This window comes from Mesorhizobium sp. WSM4935, from assembly GCF_029625735.1.
Taxonomy (GTDB): domain Bacteria; phylum Pseudomonadota; class Alphaproteobacteria; order Rhizobiales; family Rhizobiaceae; genus Mesorhizobium.
In genome coordinates, this window is sequence record NZ_JARTVR010000010.1 from 40126 (window position 1) to 55601 (window position 15476).

A 15476-nucleotide genomic window follows, 5' to 3' on the forward strand; every position below is an offset into this window, starting at 1 on the left:
GTGATGCGTCGTGTTGTTCCAGTAGACGCCTCAGCAAAATGGGGGGTGTCGCGGCTTAACGTATTAAACAACGCTAATGGAACCGAAAGACAGCTGAGATATTGAGTCGCCGTTCGGGGATGTATGCATGCGCAATGGCGGCCTCAAGCTCAGCTTCATTAAGCCCGATGGAGCCGGAGCGGTTTGACAATTCGCCGGCGGGCGCCGAGTGGAGCCACGAAATCAAATTCGACGGCTACCGGACACAGGTGATCCCTAAGCACCCACACGGGTGTTTGTTCCAGCCACCCCGGCAGAATGGTTTCTCAAGTGCGATCGCGGGCGGCCCGGATCATTGCTCGCGCGATCGCGAGCTCTGCTTCGACCCGAGCGTTTTCCTTCTGCGTCATGTTGTCGGCTGCGATCAAGCGGCGCAGTGCCCGCTTGGCCTCCTCGCGCGTCCAGCCGGACTCGACCATGCAATCGACAAGCGCTTGGAAGCCGGGCTCCATGGCCTGCTGGCAATCGAGGTCGCGATCCGGATAAGCGCCCAGCCGCCGCGGCTTGCTGATCAAAGGTAGGCCTCCCCTTCGCGTCGATGCTCGTAGCAGAACCAGCGCGAGGCCTGTTTCGGCCGCGCGAAGCCCCCGCCAGCATCCTTGCCGCAGCCTGCGTGTTGGCAGGAGTGCCCGAGCGTCTCTCGCTGGCGCTGCGTAACCGTCTCTCCGGGGCGGATCGGTTCGTCGTTCATAGCGGATTTATAGGCCCTACAAGGCCCGAATGGTCGTTGGGCTGCTTGTTGATCGCCGCCGAATTCACCTCGCGCCCAACGCGGTTGAATTGCAGCTGCCCGTTGATGTCGTGCGAAAGTATCCCCTTCAAGTCCTCAGCCGGCGTCTCCGCATTCAGCCAGGCATCGTAGTAGGCGGGGTCGAGGATCACCGGCTGGCGATCGTGAAGCTGGCGCATCGGCTCGCCCGCGGGCTCGGTGATGATGGTGCAGCTCGTCACGTCCAGCGTCTTGTTATAGGCCCACAAACCGGCGAAGGAGAAAGGCGCGTGACCGGGCAGGAAAATGTGCCACGGATCCTTGCCGCGATCGGCCGGGCTGATGGTCCATTCATAGAAACCATCGGCCGGGATCAGGCAGCGCTTGGACTTGAAAGCGTCGCGGAATGCCGGCGTCGTGTCGACGCTTTCGATGCGAGCGTTGAACATCGCGCCCTTGGGCATCTCCTTCGCCCAGAAGGGCACCAGCCACCAGCGGCCGGCGCGAACCTTATGGTTCCCGTCCTCCGTCGCAGTGATGAAGGGCACCTCGTCGGTCGGGGCAATGTTGTAGCGCGGGGCATCGTTGCGTCCGATATCGGCCGGCGCCGTAAGCCGGTAAAGCCGATGGATTTCCGACCACGGCAGGTACCTTGTGTAGCGACCGCACATTGTCCACTGCCGTGCTAATTCAACGATTCTCGGGCCGCACGGGCGTGTATGCGCAGGTCGCTTTCAATGCATGCCTGAATCTTCTTCGACAGATCAATTGCCTGCTCTTCGTCCTCGAACAGGCTTCGGAGCAGGTCGGTCATAATCCAGCCGGCAGCATGAAGAGCGCCGTCGGGTGTGAGCTTATTCAAGGTCTTGCACGCCTGTTTGACTGCGTTCCGGATCTTCGTTTGATCGCGCGCGAGATTGGCTTTCAGCTCATCCTTGCGGCTCTCGTCGATATGCAGCACTTCGATCATAAGAATTTCTCCCCTTCGCTGCGGTGCTCGTAACAAAACCAGTGCGAGGCCTGCTTTGGACGCGCGAAGCCCCAGCCCGCGTCCTTGCCGCACCCGATATGTTCGCAGAAATGGCCCAGAACGGCGGTGCGTTCGCGCTGCGGCATGGCTTCGGACGGGCGGGTCGGTTCGTCGCTCATGCCGAAAAGATTCCATAAACCGGCTTGACGGGCAAGAAATTTGTTCTCATTTCGTTCTCATGGCGCACGAGAAGGTCGATACGCTGGGTAAGGCGACCCGGCACAATATGCTGTTGAAGGTGGAGTGCGCGTGTGGGAACGTGCGCTACTGCCGATCGGCTGACCTGATGATGGTTTACGGCGGCGGCGCCGACCCCTTCAAGCTGAAGTTCGACTGCAGCCGGTGCAAGCCCGACATAAAGTTGACGCTCCTCGAGCTGCACCCCGATCATCTCCCAAAAAAGCTAGTCATTCACAAGCCGATGAAGGTCGACGGCAAGATCGTTTGGCACACCGAGCGGTTCCGGCCATGAAGGAGCGCTTCAAAGTCGAGTCTACCGAGAACGGCTACCGGGTGCTCGACCCGGCCGGAAAGGTGCTCGCGATCATGGAGCGAAGGCCACAGGCTTTCGAATTCGTCCGCGATCGCGGCGGCCGCGTCCACCTGCAATGGGCAAGGACAGTGATCGGCAAAGAAACTGTGCCGCGCGATTTTTCAGCAACGCATGGCGGCTTTGGCGCAGGCCGCATCATGACCATGATCAGCGGGGACCAGCGCGGCCGTTGGGCGTGGTTCGTGAACGGAAGGGATCCCGATACCGGCCGTACCGGAAGTTCTTCCGGACGCGAAGACACCAAGGACCAAGCCGTTGCCGAGCTCGAAGCCTCCTACACCGAATTCATCGCCTATGCCGAAAGATATGGGGGTTCAAAACGACATGCTTGAGATAGCGACCATTTTGGAGAAGTTGCTCGCCGACAACCCCGGCCCGGTCTCGATCGCCGTCGGCATCGCCGCGCTGCGCGCGTTGGGCGCCGACGGCCCGGACGATGACCTGCAGTCTACCGTGGGCACGTTCGCCGCCGAACGGGGCAGGGCGATCAGGTTCGATCGCTGGGCCACCAAGGCAGGCAGACAGTCCATACATTCCCGATAGGGCGGAAAAACCTCAATCCAAGCGGCCGAAAAAGTTAGACAGTTCAGCCGCTAACGCATTGATATCCTACGAACGGTTAGACAGGCGATGCAGGGCTAAGTACTTGAAAATTAACGGATAGAGGAGGAGTCAGAGTCCGTGGGTCTACCGTTAACCTATTCCCCAGCAGGCGCGTCTGCTATCGCGCGAAGCGGGCGGCTCATGTGCCGCGAGCGCTGCCTTGTAGCCGCCGTCGGAAAATAGTCAAGCCCGCAACTGAGATCAACCGTAGCCTTTTTTGAGCCGTTGTCCGATGCATGTCGCCCAAAATCGCTCCGCGCTTTGGGCGACATGCGTTGGCCGTTCAGCCGGGCAGGTGGAAGGCTTCAGCTTTCGCCTTTGCTGTACTGCGAATGCTCGAAATAGAGCACCACGCCAAGGCCGATCAGCAGCGGAATGATCAGATAGAACAGGCGGAACACCAGAAGTGCTGCAAGCACGCCGACCGGATCCATGTCGGAAAGGCCGGTGAGGAAGACGACCTCGAACACGCCGAGCGCGCCCGGCGCATGCGACAGGAGCCCGACCGAGAACGACACCATAAATACGCCGAGCACGACGAAATAGCCGGGATTGCCGGCATCGGGGAGGGCAAAGTAGATGATCGCGGCGGCTCCCAGCAGTTCCACCGGCCCGATCAGCAACTGTCGCGCCACGATCGGCAGCGCCGGGTAGTGGAGCTGAAAGCTGCCTATTTTCAAAGGCCTCAGCCCAAGCCAGCTGCCGAAGGCATAGGCCCCGACGAGGATAAGCATGGCGAGCCCCGCGGCGAAAGCAGCGCCATGATGCGGCGCGCCGGTGAAGCGATCGATGATCTGCGGCTCGAACAGCAGAACGAGGCCGCCGAGAAAAACGCTGGACAGGATGAAGGTGAACCAGCAGATCGCCACCAGCACGCCGACCTCCTGGCCGGTCAATCCTCGCGTGGCATAGGCGCGATAGCGGATCACCGCGCCGGAAAATACCGAGCCGCCGATATTGTGCGACACCGCGTAAGTCGTGAAGGAGCAGAGCGTGACGAACAGCCACGATACTTTTTTGCCGATATGAAGCAGCGCTATGTGGTCGTAGCCGGCGAGCGAGGCATAGGCGACAACAGAGCTCAGCGCCGCGAGCACCCAATCGCGCGGCGGGATGGCGGCGATGCCGGCCCACACATCGTCGAGCGAAATGCCGCGCAGTTCGTGGATGAGCAGCCACAGCGAGAACGCCACGGCCGCGATGCCTATGACCGGCCAGAAATAGCGCCTCCAATTCATGGCGTCGTCATCATACGCTGCAGCTCACTGATTTGATGTTGCCCAACCCTTTCGAACCCGCATTTGAGACATGCCTGATTGAAGCCGGCTATTCAACCGGCAAGACATTGCCCCAACGTGACCTCGGCAAATGTGAGGTTGCGAAATTCGGCCTCGCGCTCTTGGTGATTGCGAACGGCGCTGCTACTCTGGTGCCAACTTGAAACAAACCGAGGTGCCTGCTGCGTCCGTTCCCGGTTCGCGCGGTGCCGGAAGGAACTGAAGTGGAAGACCACGATACCGGCGCGGGCGCGTCGGCAGTGGGCATGTCCGGGGCATCGCCGGCGCAGTCGGCGGGCCCGCACCCGGCGCGATTCAGCCGCCACGCGGGTGCGCACCAGAGACATGCCGACCCCAGACATGCCGGCCAGAGACAAACCGGCCAGGCCGACCAGCATGGCGATCAGCCGAAAGGCAAGACGCGCAAGCGCCGCAAGCGCAAGCGCGGCCGCAAGGTGTTCGCGCGCGACGTGAACGGTGCCGTGCCGAATGCCGCGCCTGCCGCCACCACGGCGGCAAGCCAGCCTCAGAGCGTGCCTTCGCCGGTCGAGCCAAGGCCGGCGGCCCCGCAGCGTCCGCCGCAGCAGGAATTGCCTGTCTTCGCGGCGCTCGATCTCGGCACCAACAATTGCCGGTTGCTGGTCGCGGTGCCTGGCCGTCACGGCCAGTTCCGCGTCATCGATGCTTTCTCGCGCATCGTCAGGCTGGGCGAGGGGTTGACGGCCAGCGGCCGGCTCGGCCAGGCGGCGATGGATCGCGCGGTCGAGGCGTTGAAGATCTGCGGCGAGAAGCTACGCAACCGCAAGATCAGGAAAGCCAGGCTGATCGCCACCGAGGCCTGCCGCTCGGCCGCCAACGGTGTCGAGTTTCTGGATCGCGTCGAGCGCGAGGCCGGGCTGAAGCTCGAGATCATCGACCGCCAGACCGAGGCCCGCCTTGCCGTTTCCGGCTGCGGCTCGCTGGTCGAGCGCGACACGCAAGGCGTGGTGCTGTTCGATATTGGCGGCGGCTCGTCGGAAATCGCGCTGATCGATCTGACCGGACGGCGTTCGCCACGGCTCGCCAACCACATCGTATCGTGGACCTCGCTGCCCGTCGGCGTCGTTTCGCTCGCCGAGCGCTTCGGCGGCCGCACCGTCACGCGCGAGACCTTTGCCGCCATGGTCGACGATGTGGCCACGCGGCTGAAGGCCTTTGACGGCCGCGACCGGCTCGCGCATGTGCTGGCCAGCCCCAACTTCCATCTGCTCGGCACTTCCGGGACGGTGACGACGCTCGCCGGCGTGCATCTCGATCTCGAGCGCTACGACCGCCGCCGCGTCGATGGCCTCTGGATGGACCGCGACAGCGTCGATCGCATGATCGAGCGGCTGATCGGCTGGGACTTCCAGCAGCGCTGCGCCAACCCCTGCATCGGCGCCGATCGCGCCGATCTCGTGCTTGCCGGCTGTGCCATACTGGAAGCGATCCGCGGTGTCTGGCCGTCCGAGCGGCTGCGCGTCGCCGACCGCGGCCTGCGGGAGGGGATTTTGAGCGAACTGATGGCCGATGACGGCGTCTGGCGTAACGATGGGCGCGGCCGCTAGAGCATGATCCCAAAAAGTGGCTACGTTGTTTTGATGAGCGGTCGACCCCCACTCCGTCGAGCTTTGCTCGACACCTCTCCCCCGATCGACGGGGGAGAGGAAAGGCGCGAGGCGATTCCAGCCGGCTCCCTTCCTCTCCCTCCGGAGGGGGGAGAGGTGGCGCCGCGAAGCGGCGACGGAGTGGGGGAAGCCCTCCGTGAAACGCGAAGTCGCCGCAAGACCGGCACGACGAAGCGAGCGAGAAGAAGTGGACCAGAAGTCCTGATCCTGAATTTCAGGGCCGGGGCAGCGAAAAGCGGCGATCGGCTTTCGCACAGGATCATGCTCGGGCAAGAAATCAGGCAATGACGAAGAAACCCGAAAAGCCGGGCTCAACCAGCCTGCGCGTCCTCAAGACCAGGATCAAGAAGAAGAGCGGCTTGAAGGAATCGTCGCGCCGCTGGCTCGAGCGTCACATGAACGATCCCTATGTGCAGCGCTCCAAGGCCGACGGCTATCGCTCCCGCGCCGCCTACAAGCTGATCGAGATCGACGACAAGCATCATCTGCTGAAGCCCGGCATGAAGGTCATCGACCTGGGCGCCGCGCCCGGCGGCTGGTGCCAGGTGGCGGCCGCGCGGACGAAATCGAGCGCCGAGAATCCGCACGTCGTCGGCATCGACTATCTCGAAATGGATGCGGTTCCGGGCGCCGTCATCCTGCAGATGGATTTCCTCGATCCGAACGCGCCGCAAAAACTTGCCGAGGCGCTCGGCGGCCAGCCGGACGTGGTGCTATCCGATATGGCGGCGCCCACGACCGGTCACCGCCGAACCGATTATCTGCGCACCATGCATCTGTGCGAAGTCGCGGCCGATTTCGCGCTGCACGTCCTGAAGCCGGGCGGGCACTTCCTGGCCAAGACATTCCAGGGCGGCGCCGAGAACGAGCTCTTGTCGCTGCTGAAGCAGAATTTCCGCTCCGTCCATCATGTGAAGCCGCCGGCTTCGCGCGATGAATCGGTGGAGCTCTATCTGCTGGCGAAGGAGTTTAAGGGGTGAGAAGCGGTCCGCGCTAGCGGACGAAAAGCCAATTGCTTGGCTTTTCGAGCTTCGAACGCCCTGAGCCTGCGAAGGGCCGGGCGGCCGCCGACCATTACTTCCCCGCGGTCCCCGCAGTCTCCAGCGTCCTCGGCGTCGTCAGCCGGCCATGCCCCGAGACGGCACTGCCGGCCTCCGGCGCAAGCCGCATGAAGGAGATCGAGGCTGCCGCGGAGACGGCTGCCACGATGAAGAAGGCGATATGGAAGTCCCGCAGGGTCAGCGGCCCGCCATGGATCGAGGTCGACACTTCGAGGATGCCGCCGGCCAGCGCCACCCCCATCGCGATCGACAATTGCTGGAAAACCGCGGTGATCGGCGTGGCCTTGCTGGTGTCGGCGGGCGTGATCTCGGCATAGGAGAGCGCATTGACGCCGGTGAAGAACATCGAGCGGATGAAGCCGCCGACCAAAAGGATCGCCAGCATCAGCGCGTAAGGCGTCTGCGGCGTGAACAGGCCGTAGATGGCGATCGAGGCCGCCGCTACCAGCGAGCCCCAGATCAGCACGCGCCGGAAGCCGGCGAGCCGGAACAGCAGCGCGGTGACGAACTTCATGCCGATGGCGCCGATCGCCGAGACGAAGGTGATCATGCCCGACTGGAACGGCGTCAACCCGAAGCCGATCTGGAACATCAGCGGCAAAAGGAACGGCACCGCGCCGATGCCGATGCGAAACAGCGAGCCGCCAAGCACCGAGGACCGGAAGACCTGGTTGCGGAACAGCTCCAGCGCCAGCAGCGGGTTCCTGGTGCGCCGTGCATGGAGGAGATACAGCACGCCAGAGATCACCCCAACCGCCACCGTGATGAAGCCGGCCATCGGCGGCAGCGCCGGCAGGCTGACGACGGAAAGGCCGAAGACGACGCCGGACGCCGCGAGACCGCTGAGCACAAATCCCGGGAAATCGAGCGGCGGTGTCTCCGCAGGCTCGGTTTCGGGCAAGAACCGCGTGGCGAGCCAGATGCCCAGCAAGCCGATCGGCACATTGATCAGAAAAATCCAGTGCCAGGTGAAATAGGTGGTGATGAAGCCGCCGATCGGCGGGCCGACCAGCGGTCCGACCAGTGCCGGCACGGTCAGCCAGGACATTGCCGCGACCAGTTCGTGCTTCGGCGTGGCGCGCACCAGCACCAGGCGGCCGACCGGTGTCATCATCGCGCCGCCGATACCTTGCAGGAAGCGCGACACCACGAAAGCCGGCAGCGAATTGGAAAACGCGCACGCGACCGAGCCGGCGATGAAGACACCGATCGCGGCGCGGAACACGGTCTTGGCCCCGAACCGGTCCGCCATCCAGCCGCTGATCGGAATGAAGATCGCCAGCGACACCAGATAGGCCGTCAGCGCCAGCTTGAGCGCGATCGGGCTGGTGTGGATATCGACAGCGATCGCCGGCAGCGACGTGGCGATCACGGTCGAATCCATGTTCTCCATGAAAAGAGCGACCGCCAGGATGAGCGGGATGATGCGGTTCAAGGAAAACGCCCTGATCTGTATTCGCGATTCTAGGCCCGGCATGGGGGCGAACCGGTGCGACCGGGCGGTTATCACGCCTCGGCCCGGATGTCGCATTAAATTGCAGTCACTTTTGTGCGACCGCAAACAGTGGTGGCGCAGGTCACGACCCAAGATGCTTGATAAATACGGCCACCATCGCTACTGTAGTGAAAATAACTACAGATAGGTGCAACCGTGGATGAAGCCGTATCGGCTGCCGATGCCAATCGTAGATTCTCTCATATCCTTCGTGAGGTACGTGAGGGCCAGAGCTACGTCGTGACCAGCCATGGACGTCCAGTGGCTCGGATCGTGCCTGTCGATAGGCACGAAGGCGTGCCTGCCCGCTCGCGCGCGGCTTTGTTGTCACGACTTGAACGGCAGCCGGTCGTGCAAGCGGGACATTGGACCCGTGACGAGCTTTATGAGGACGACCGGTGAAGGTCGCACTTGACACCAACATCCTCGTCTACGCGGAAGGGGTCAACAGCGTTGAAAAACGCGATACCACTCTCAACTTTTTGCGCAGCGTTCCCCAAGAGACTGCCATCGTTCCGATTCAGGTCCTGGGTGAACTGTACAATGTGCTTGTCCGCAAGGCCGGGCGATCGCCGGAAAAAGCTCGGGACGCACTGCTGAGTTGGCGAGACGCATTTCCGATCACCGGGACGACACCCGAAGTGATGATGATGGCAGCCGATCTGGCCGCCGATCATCATTTTGGTATCTGGGATGCGGTCATTCTTTCCGCCGCTTCGCAAGCGGGTTGCCGGCTCCTTCTGTCAGAAGACCTACAAGACGGCTTTACTTGGGGCGGCGTAACTGTCGTCAATCCTTTTGCGTCGCCGCGTCATGCTTTGCTTGATGCCCTTCTTGGCGCCGAATAGGAACCGGCGCGTCGAGTAACGACCCGCTTTCCTTCCGTCCCGGGACGTGTTACCAGCCAGCGCCAATCCTGAAAGGGAAGATGAGAGTCGGCGCTGGCCAATCGGCACAGCGCCTTTTCCGCATTCAAAAGGACTGGCCATGGCAAAAATCATCGAAACGTCCACCGGCGCCCTGGCGCTGACCTTCGACGACGTGCTCTTGCAGCCCGGCCATTCCGAGGTCATGCCGGGCGAGACCGATATCCGCACCCGCATTGCCGGCGACATCGATCTCAACGTGCCGATCCTATCGGCGGCCATGGACACCGTCACCGAGGCGCGGCTGGCGATCGCGATGGCGCAGGCCGGCGGCATCGGCGTCATTCATCGCAACCTGACCCCGGCCGAACAGGCCGAGCAGGTCCGGCAGGTCAAGAAATTCGAATCCGGCATGGTGGTGAACCCGGTCACCATCGGTCCGGACGCCACGCTCGCCGACGCGCTGGCGCTGATGCGCACCAACGGCATTTCCGGCATTCCGGTGGTGGAGAATGGCGGCACCGGCGGCCATACCGTCGGCCGGCTGGTCGGCATCCTCACCAACCGCGACGTGCGCTTCGCTTCCGATCCGTCGCAGAAGGTCTACGAGCTGATGACCCGTGAGAACCTGATCACGGTCAAGGAGAATGTCGACCAGGACGAGGCCAAGCGCCTTCTCCACAAGCATCGCATCGAGAAGCTGGTGGTGGTCGACCGGAAGGGCAATTGCGTCGGCCTGATCACCGTCAAGGACATCGAGAAGTCGCAGCTCAATCCGCACGCCACCAAGGACGCGCAGGGGCGGCTGCGTGCCGCGGCCGCCACAAGCGTCGGCGATGACGGCTTCGAGCGCGCCGAGCGCCTGATCGATGCCGGCGTAGACTTGTTGGTCATCGACACCGCGCATGGCCATTCCCAGCGCGTGCTGGAGGCCGTGGCGCGGGCGAAGAAGCTCTCCAATTCGGTGCGCATCCTGGCCGGCAACGTCGCCACCGCCGACGGCACGCAGGCATTGATCGATGCCGGCGCCGACGCCGTTAAGGTCGGCATCGGCCCGGGCTCGATCTGCACGACCCGAATCGTCGCCGGCGTCGGCGTGCCGCAGCTTTCAGCGATCATGTCGGCGGTCGAGACGGCCAGCAAGGCTGGCGTCAGCGTCATCGCCGATGGCGGCATCAAATATTCGGGCGATCTCGCCAAGGCGCTCGCGGCGGGCGCAAGCGCGGCCATGATCGGCTCGCTGCTTGCGGGCACCGACGAGAGCCCGGGCGAAGTCTATCTGCACCAGGGCCGCTCCTTCAAGGCTTATCGCGGCATGGGCTCGGTCGGCGCCATGGCACGCGGCTCGGCGGATCGCTATTTCCAGGCCGAGGTTCGCGACACCCTCAAACTGGTTCCGGAGGGCATTGAAGGGCAGGTTCCCTATAAAGGACCTGTGGCTGGCGTGCTGCACCAGCTTGCAGGCGGCCTGAAAGCGGCTATGGGTTATGTGGGTGGACGTGACCTTGCAGACTTCCGCGAGCGCGCCACCTTTGTGCGCATATCCAACGCCGGACTTCGTGAAAGCCACGCCCATGACGTCACGATCACCCGCGAAAGCCCCAATTACCCGGGCGGACTTTGATCGGCAGGCCGATCAGTCCGACCGCCAGCGGGGACTGTGGCGTGATTTGAGTGCGGCGGTGCTGCGGCTGTCGCGTCACGCGGCGGCGCTCTCTATCGCCTCGATTGCGCTGTTCCTCGTCATGACGGCGCTGGAGTTTGTCTATTTCCAGCGCTTGAGCGGCGGCTTGATCTCACTCGACATGCGCGTCGCCGGATTCACGCCCGATGAAGGCATGGCCTGGCTCACCGCGCTCGGCCGGCGCGGCGGCGAGATCATCATCGTCTGGCACTACCTGACCTTCGACCTTCTGTTCCCGGCGCTGCTGTCGCTGACGCTGGTGAGCCTTATCCTTGTTTTCGGGCGGCGGCTCAGCACGTTCCGCGCCATGCCGGCGCAGCTCCAGGCGTTGTTCTCGCTGGTGCTGGTGCTTCCCTACGCGGTCGCGGACTATGCCCAGAATTTCGCGTTGGCGCGGCTGCTTTCCGATTTCCAGCTGGCCAACCCCGATTCGCTGGCCTTCGCCTCGTCGCTGACCGTCACCAAATTCGCGCTGCTGGCGATCCCGGTCTTCGTCATCGCCATCTTCGCGCTGACGGGGCAGCGGCGGCGCTAAAGCAATCCGAGGAAAAGTGTAAAGCGGTTTTCCGTCCGGAATTGCGTTAAACAGAGAGAAAGGACAGGCGACGGATGCGCCAGACCGCCATCTTCTGGCCGATGCTGGCGCATGTGCTCCTCGTCTATATCGTCTATCTGGTGATGCTGCAGCGGCGCTATCTCGCCGTGAAGTCGGGCGAGGCCAGGATCAGCCAGTACAAGCTCCGCTCGACCGAGCCCGCCTCGAGCGTCACCGTCGCCAACAATCTGATCAACCAGTTCGAGCTGCCGGTTCTCTTCCACGTTCTGTGCCTGGCGCTGTTCGTCACCAACGGCGTGAACTATCTGACGCTGGCACTGATGTGGCTCTTCATAGTCACACGCTATGTCCACGCCTGGGTGCACCTCGACAGAAACTATATGCTGCACCGCAGCCGCGCCTTCTTCCTTGGCGCGGGCATACTTCTCATCGCCTGGATCTGGTTCGCGCTGCACCTGCTGGGGCTGGTTTGACGCTACAGGTCGAACACCGCGATCCTGCGCTTGTCGAACTTGATGCCGATCTCGCCGCGCACCAGCCTTAGCGCCTGCTCGCCGAAAACCGTGCGCCGCCAGCCCTGCAGTGCCGGCACGTCGGCTTCGTCGGCTTCGGCCGCTATGCGGTCGATATCGTCGCTGGAGGCGAGCACCTTGGTGGCGACGCCTTCCTTCTCGGCGACGATCCTGAGCAGCACCTTGAGCAGTTCCGCCGCCGCGCTCGAGCCCTCCGGGGGCTGCACGCTTTTCGGCAGTTTCGGCATCGCGTCCTTCGGCAGGGCAAGGGCGGCGTTGACCGCGCCGAGCAGCGCCGTTGCCGTGGCGGAACGTTCCCAGCCTTTCGGCGTGGTGCGCAGCTTGCCGAGCGCTGCCGCGTCGCGCGGCGCCTGCTGCGCAATCTCGTAGATGGCATCGTCCTTGAGCACGCGGCCGCGCGGCACGTCGCGCTCGCGTGCCTCGCGCTCGCGCCAGGCGGCCACCGCCTGCACGATCGCCAGCTCCTGCGGCTTGCGCAACCGCATCTTCAGCCGCTTCCAGGCGTCCTCCGGATGCGGATCGTAGGTCTCGCGCGAGGTGAGGATATCCATCTCCTCATTCAGCCAATGTGCGCGATCCTCGCGCTTCAGCTCGGCGCTGAGATGCTGGTAGACCTTGATCAGGTGGGTGACGTCGGCAAGCGCGTATTCGAGCTGCTTGTCGGAGAGCGGCCGGTGCCGCCAGTCGGTGAAGCGCGAGGACTTGTCCAGCCTTGCCCCGGTGACCTTCTGCACGAGCTGGTCGTAGGAAACGCTGTCGCCGAAGCCGCAGACCATCGCCGCCACCTGCGTGTCGAACACCGGATGCGGCACCAGATCGCCGAGATGGACGATGATTTCGATGTCCTGGCGCGCCGCGTGGAAGACCTTCAGCACCGCTTCATTGGCCATGAGCCGGAAAAACGGCTTCAGGTCGATGCCGGGCGCCAACGGATCGATAAGCGCCTCGATCCCAGGCGCGGCGATCTGGATCAGGCAGAGGATGGGCCAGAAGGTCGTTTCGCGGATGAATTCGGTATCGACGGTAACGAATTCCGACTTTTCGAACGCCGCGACAACGCTCTCGAGTTCTTCTTGTGTGGTGATGACGCGCATCAAATCGCTTTTGGCACAGTATGAGGCCTCTTTCAATTTCAGCCGCGCGCGCTTTCGTCAAGCCGCCGCGGCGTAAGCGGCGGCGGATCGCCGGATTCTCCGGTGTGTAATCGCGTCCTCGTGTTGCGGGCCAACCCGCGATGCCACTCAGACGGCCGCAGTCCGCTCCGCTAAGCGGCGTTGCTTAGCAAGCCGTTCATGCCTCATAGGCCCGCGCCGGGACCCTCTCTCCAGCCGAGCCGGATCCTGTGCCGTCCGGTACGACATTCGGCGACGGCCGCCGGCCGAGCGCGCCCGCTGCCGCCAGGCTGAGCACGATGAACGGTATGCCGATGCCATAGGCCGAGCGGATGCCCCAGTGGTCCGATACGAAGCCGAGCAGCGGCGGCCCAAGCAGGAAGGCGACGAAGGATATCTGCGACAGCGCCGCCACGTTGATCGCCGCGGGACGGTCGGTTCGCTGCGCCGCCGCCGAGATCGCCAGCGGGAAGATAGCGCTGCTGCCGATCCCGAGAAGCGCAAAGCCGAGCATCGAGATGACGGGCAGGGGCGAGAAGAAGACGATGAAGACGCCGGCCATCATTGTCGCCAACAGCACGCGCGCCACGCCGCTCGGCGAGTGGCGGTCAACGAAGCTGTCGGCGAAGAAGCGCGTCGTCGCCTGCGAGAAGGCGAACAACGCGACCGTGATCCCGGCAACGAACGGGCCCGAGTCGAACACGGTGCGCATATAGATCGCCGACCAGTCCATGCTGGCGCCTTCCATCAGCATGGCCGACAGCGTCACCCCGACGAGGATCAGGATCGGCAGCGTCGGCCGGGCGAACATCGGCGCTTTGTCGCCGGACGCGGCGAAGCGGGCAGGAGCCGGTTCGAAGCCGCTGAGGAACAGCGCCACCGCAACCGACACCATCGGCACCACCACCGCCAGATGCAGTTGCGGCGACAGGCCGAGATGCGCCAGCGCACCGCCGAACAGCCCGGCACCGAAGAAGCCGATGCTCCAGAACGAATGCGCCCGGTTCATGATGCGGCGTTTGAGCAGGAACTCGGTCCTGTCGGCCTCGACATTCAAGATGATCTCGATGCTGCCGATCATCAATCCGACCGGCAGCAGCATCAGAAACAGCGGCGCCGGGCCTGGCGCGTGCACGGCGAGGGCATAGGCAAGGCCAAGCAGCGGCACCAGCCACAGCAGCGCACGGCGAAAGCCGACGCGTTCAAGGAGCGGCGTCGCCAGCGTCAGCGCGACCAGGGTGCCGATCGGCGTGCCGATCAGCGCGAGCCCGAGCGTGCCGTCCTCGATTCCCATGGCACGCTTGATGTCGGGCAGTCGCGGGAAGATGTTGCCCATGGCAAAGGAATAGATCGCAAAACCGGCATAGACGCGGTGCTGCGGGGCGAGTTTCAGGCCAAGGGTCATCGCGGACAATCCAACAGGGAGATTTTGGGCGGGCCGCTCTCGGCCCCGCCAGCGGGTCCTTTCTTGCACAAACAGGCAAAACATGCAATAACATGCATAAATAAATAGGATCATGCATGCTCACCGAAGAACGCCACCAACTTATTCGCGACCAACTTGCGGCGGACGGAAAGGTGCTGGCCGGCGAACTCGCCAGCCGTTTCGGCGTCTCGGAAGACACGGTGCGCCGCGATCTGAGGGAATTGGCCAAGGCCGGGCTGTTGCGCCGCGTCTATGGCGGTGCGGTGGCTTCGGCGCCCTTTGCCGCGGCGAGCGTCAGCCAGCGCAGCGCTCATGCGGTCGAGGAGAAGGCACGCCTTGCGAAGACGGCGGTTGGGTTGCTTGTGGCGGGGCAGTCGCTGTTCATCGACGGGGGGACGACCAATGAGGCGATCGCCAGGGCGATCCCACGCGACATGGAACTGACCATTGCCACCAATTCGCTGGGCGTCGCCTCGGCGCTGGTCGATCGTCCTTTGGTCGAACTGATCGTGCTCGGTGGCCGCTATGTGCCCGATCTCGGCACCTGCGTCGGCGCCGATACGCTCGCCGCCGTGGCGCAGCTCGGCGCCGACCTGTTCTTTCTGGGCTCCTGCGGGCTCGATGTCGCGCGTGGCGTCACCGCCTTCGATTCGGCCGAAGCCGAGGTCAAACGCGCCATGGCGAAAAACAGTGCCGGCATAGTCATTGCCGTCACCAACGATAAGCTTGCGACTGCTGCGCCGTATCGTGTCGCCGGCGCCGATGCGATCCGCCATCTGGTGGTAGAAAAGACCGCGCCTCCCGCTACGCTCGCCGATTTCCAGAGCCTGGGTGCGCAAATCCACTTTGCCTGACGGCCGAAGCGCGTCCGTGCGACCGGTTGCCT

The 15476-nt window shown here is 63.5% G+C and carries 19 protein-coding genes; 11 read left to right on the forward strand and 8 right to left on the reverse strand.

Features of this window, described 5'->3' with window-relative positions:
- Positions 1 to 305: 305 nt before the first annotated feature.
- The 4 genes from P9273_RS21510 to P9273_RS21525 form a co-directional block, all read right to left on the reverse strand.
- Positions 306 to 554: a hypothetical protein gene (locus P9273_RS21510; RefSeq protein WP_278050708.1), complete on the reverse strand. Its 249-nt coding sequence runs from the start codon at positions 552 to 554 to the stop codon at positions 306 to 308.
- 172 nt (positions 555 to 726) lie between these two features.
- The gene (locus P9273_RS21515) at positions 727 to 1419 is read right to left on the reverse strand and encodes an SOS response-associated peptidase (protein WP_278050709.1); all 693 of its coding nucleotides are present in this window, start codon (positions 1417 to 1419) and stop codon (positions 727 to 729) included.
- 14 nt (positions 1420 to 1433) lie between these two features.
- The gene (locus P9273_RS21520) at positions 1434 to 1718 is read right to left on the reverse strand and encodes a hypothetical protein (RefSeq protein ID WP_278050710.1); all 285 of its coding nucleotides are present in this window, start codon (positions 1716 to 1718) and stop codon (positions 1434 to 1436) included.
- Positions 1715 to 1897, reverse strand: coding sequence for a hypothetical protein (locus tag P9273_RS21525; RefSeq protein WP_278050711.1), 183 nt, complete (start codon positions 1895 to 1897; stop codon positions 1715 to 1717). The genes P9273_RS21520 and P9273_RS21525 overlap by 4 nt, the downstream gene beginning before the upstream one ends.
- Positions 1898 to 1956: 59 nt before the next feature.
- Between P9273_RS21525 and P9273_RS21530 the strand changes: the two genes are divergently transcribed.
- Genes P9273_RS21530 through P9273_RS21540 form a run of 3 tightly spaced genes read left to right on the forward strand, consistent with a single transcriptional unit; the run spans position 1957 to position 2874 of the window.
- Positions 1957 to 2250 (forward strand): hypothetical protein, encoded by a 294-nt coding sequence (locus P9273_RS21530; RefSeq protein WP_042643532.1) that lies wholly within the window; start codon positions 1957 to 1959, stop codon positions 2248 to 2250.
- Entirely contained in the window at positions 2247 to 2663 is a 417-nt protein-coding gene (locus P9273_RS21535) for a hypothetical protein (protein ID WP_278050712.1), read from the forward strand. The genes P9273_RS21530 and P9273_RS21535 overlap by 4 nt, the downstream gene beginning before the upstream one ends.
- Positions 2656 to 2874, forward strand: a complete 219-nt coding sequence (locus P9273_RS21540) for a hypothetical protein (RefSeq protein ID WP_278050713.1) — start codon at positions 2656 to 2658, stop codon at positions 2872 to 2874. The genes P9273_RS21535 and P9273_RS21540 overlap by 8 nt, the downstream gene beginning before the upstream one ends.
- 365 nt (positions 2875 to 3239) lie before the next feature.
- Here P9273_RS21540 and P9273_RS21545 read toward each other — a convergent pair whose 3' ends face one another.
- Positions 3240 to 4172, reverse strand: a complete 933-nt coding sequence (locus P9273_RS21545) for a lysylphosphatidylglycerol synthase transmembrane domain-containing protein (protein ID WP_278050714.1) — start codon at positions 4170 to 4172, stop codon at positions 3240 to 3242.
- Between the two features lie 263 nt (positions 4173 to 4435).
- Between P9273_RS21545 and P9273_RS21550 the strand changes: the two genes are divergently transcribed.
- Together P9273_RS21550 and P9273_RS21555 are read left to right on the forward strand one after the other, a co-directional pair.
- Positions 4436 to 5797, forward strand: a complete 1362-nt coding sequence (locus tag P9273_RS21550) for a Ppx/GppA phosphatase family protein (protein ID WP_278050715.1) — start codon at positions 4436 to 4438, stop codon at positions 5795 to 5797.
- A gap of 344 nt (positions 5798 to 6141) precedes the next feature.
- A complete protein-coding gene (locus tag P9273_RS21555) occupies positions 6142 to 6837 on the forward strand; it encodes an RlmE family RNA methyltransferase (RefSeq protein ID WP_278050716.1) in 696 nt (231 codons plus the stop codon).
- Between the two features lie 94 nt (positions 6838 to 6931).
- Here the strand turns inward: P9273_RS21555 and P9273_RS21560 are convergent, their stop codons facing one another.
- Positions 6932 to 8353 (reverse strand): MFS transporter, encoded by a 1422-nt coding sequence (locus P9273_RS21560; RefSeq protein WP_278050717.1) that lies wholly within the window; start codon positions 8351 to 8353, stop codon positions 6932 to 6934.
- 216 nt (positions 8354 to 8569) lie between these two features.
- Between P9273_RS21560 and P9273_RS21565 the strand changes: the two genes are divergently transcribed.
- From P9273_RS21565 to P9273_RS21585, 5 genes are all read left to right on the forward strand, one after another.
- Positions 8570 to 8815, forward strand: coding sequence for a type II toxin-antitoxin system Phd/YefM family antitoxin (locus P9273_RS21565; RefSeq protein WP_082045183.1), 246 nt, complete (start codon positions 8570 to 8572; stop codon positions 8813 to 8815).
- Positions 8812 to 9261, forward strand: a complete 450-nt coding sequence (locus tag P9273_RS21570; RefSeq protein ID WP_278050718.1) for a PIN domain-containing protein — start codon at positions 8812 to 8814, stop codon at positions 9259 to 9261. Before P9273_RS21565 ends, P9273_RS21570 begins: the two co-directional genes overlap by 4 nt.
- A 139-nt stretch (positions 9262 to 9400) precedes the next feature.
- The gene (gene guaB / locus P9273_RS21575) at positions 9401 to 10903 is read left to right on the forward strand and encodes an IMP dehydrogenase (RefSeq protein ID WP_278050719.1); all 1503 of its coding nucleotides are present in this window, start codon (positions 9401 to 9403) and stop codon (positions 10901 to 10903) included.
- Between the two features lie 67 nt (positions 10904 to 10970).
- Positions 10971 to 11498: a hypothetical protein gene (locus P9273_RS21580; protein ID WP_278050853.1), complete on the forward strand. Its 528-nt coding sequence runs from the start codon at positions 10971 to 10973 to the stop codon at positions 11496 to 11498.
- Between the two features lie 74 nt (positions 11499 to 11572).
- Positions 11573 to 11992 carry an MAPEG family protein gene (locus P9273_RS21585; RefSeq protein ID WP_278050720.1) on the forward strand — a complete coding sequence of 140 codons (420 nt, stop codon included), beginning with the start codon at positions 11573 to 11575 and terminating at the stop codon, positions 11990 to 11992.
- Positions 11993 to 11994: 2 nt separating this feature from the next.
- Here P9273_RS21585 and rnd read toward each other — a convergent pair whose 3' ends face one another.
- Both rnd and P9273_RS21595 read right to left on the reverse strand, forming a co-directional pair.
- Complete coding sequence (gene rnd / locus P9273_RS21590; protein WP_278050721.1) at positions 11995 to 13146, reverse strand: ribonuclease D; 1152 nt, start codon at positions 13144 to 13146, stop codon at positions 11995 to 11997.
- 196 nt (positions 13147 to 13342) lie between these two features.
- Complete coding sequence (locus P9273_RS21595) at positions 13343 to 14569, reverse strand: MFS transporter (protein ID WP_278050722.1); 1227 nt, start codon at positions 14567 to 14569, stop codon at positions 13343 to 13345.
- 116 nt (positions 14570 to 14685) lie between these two features.
- Here P9273_RS21595 and P9273_RS21600 point away from each other — a divergent pair, with 116 nt between their 5' ends.
- Positions 14686 to 15444, forward strand: a complete 759-nt coding sequence (locus P9273_RS21600) for a DeoR/GlpR family DNA-binding transcription regulator (RefSeq protein WP_040999958.1) — start codon at positions 14686 to 14688, stop codon at positions 15442 to 15444.
- Positions 15445 to 15476 lie beyond the last annotated feature (32 nt).

Coding starts and splice junctions, on each gene's coding strand:
- rnd (WP_278050721.1), bottom strand. CDS start 13,146: ATGCGCGTCATCACCACACAAGAAGAACTCGAGAGCGTTGTCGCGGCG.
- guaB (WP_278050719.1), top strand. CDS start 9,401: ATGGCAAAAATCATCGAAACGTCCACCGGCGCCCTGGCGCTGACCTTC.
- P9273_RS21585 (WP_278050720.1), top strand. CDS start 11,573: ATGCGCCAGACCGCCATCTTCTGGCCGATGCTGGCGCATGTGCTCCTC.
- P9273_RS21515 (WP_278050709.1), bottom strand. CDS start 1,419: ATGTGCGGTCGCTACACAAGGTACCTGCCGTGGTCGGAAATCCATCGG.
- P9273_RS21530 (WP_042643532.1), top strand. CDS start 1,957: ATGGCGCACGAGAAGGTCGATACGCTGGGTAAGGCGACCCGGCACAAT.
- P9273_RS21545 (WP_278050714.1), bottom strand. CDS start 4,172: ATGAATTGGAGGCGCTATTTCTGGCCGGTCATAGGCATCGCGGCCGTG.
- P9273_RS21525 (WP_278050711.1), bottom strand. CDS start 1,897: ATGAGCGACGAACCGACCCGCCCGTCCGAAGCCATGCCGCAGCGCGAA.
- P9273_RS21555 (WP_278050716.1), top strand. CDS start 6,142: ATGACGAAGAAACCCGAAAAGCCGGGCTCAACCAGCCTGCGCGTCCTC.
- P9273_RS21520 (WP_278050710.1), bottom strand. CDS start 1,718: ATGATCGAAGTGCTGCATATCGACGAGAGCCGCAAGGATGAGCTGAAA.
- P9273_RS21535 (WP_278050712.1), top strand. CDS start 2,247: ATGAAGGAGCGCTTCAAAGTCGAGTCTACCGAGAACGGCTACCGGGTG.
- P9273_RS21540 (WP_278050713.1), top strand. CDS start 2,656: ATGCTTGAGATAGCGACCATTTTGGAGAAGTTGCTCGCCGACAACCCC.
- P9273_RS21595 (WP_278050722.1), bottom strand. CDS start 14,569: ATGACCCTTGGCCTGAAACTCGCCCCGCAGCACCGCGTCTATGCCGGT.
- P9273_RS21600 (WP_040999958.1), top strand. CDS start 14,686: ATGCTCACCGAAGAACGCCACCAACTTATTCGCGACCAACTTGCGGCG.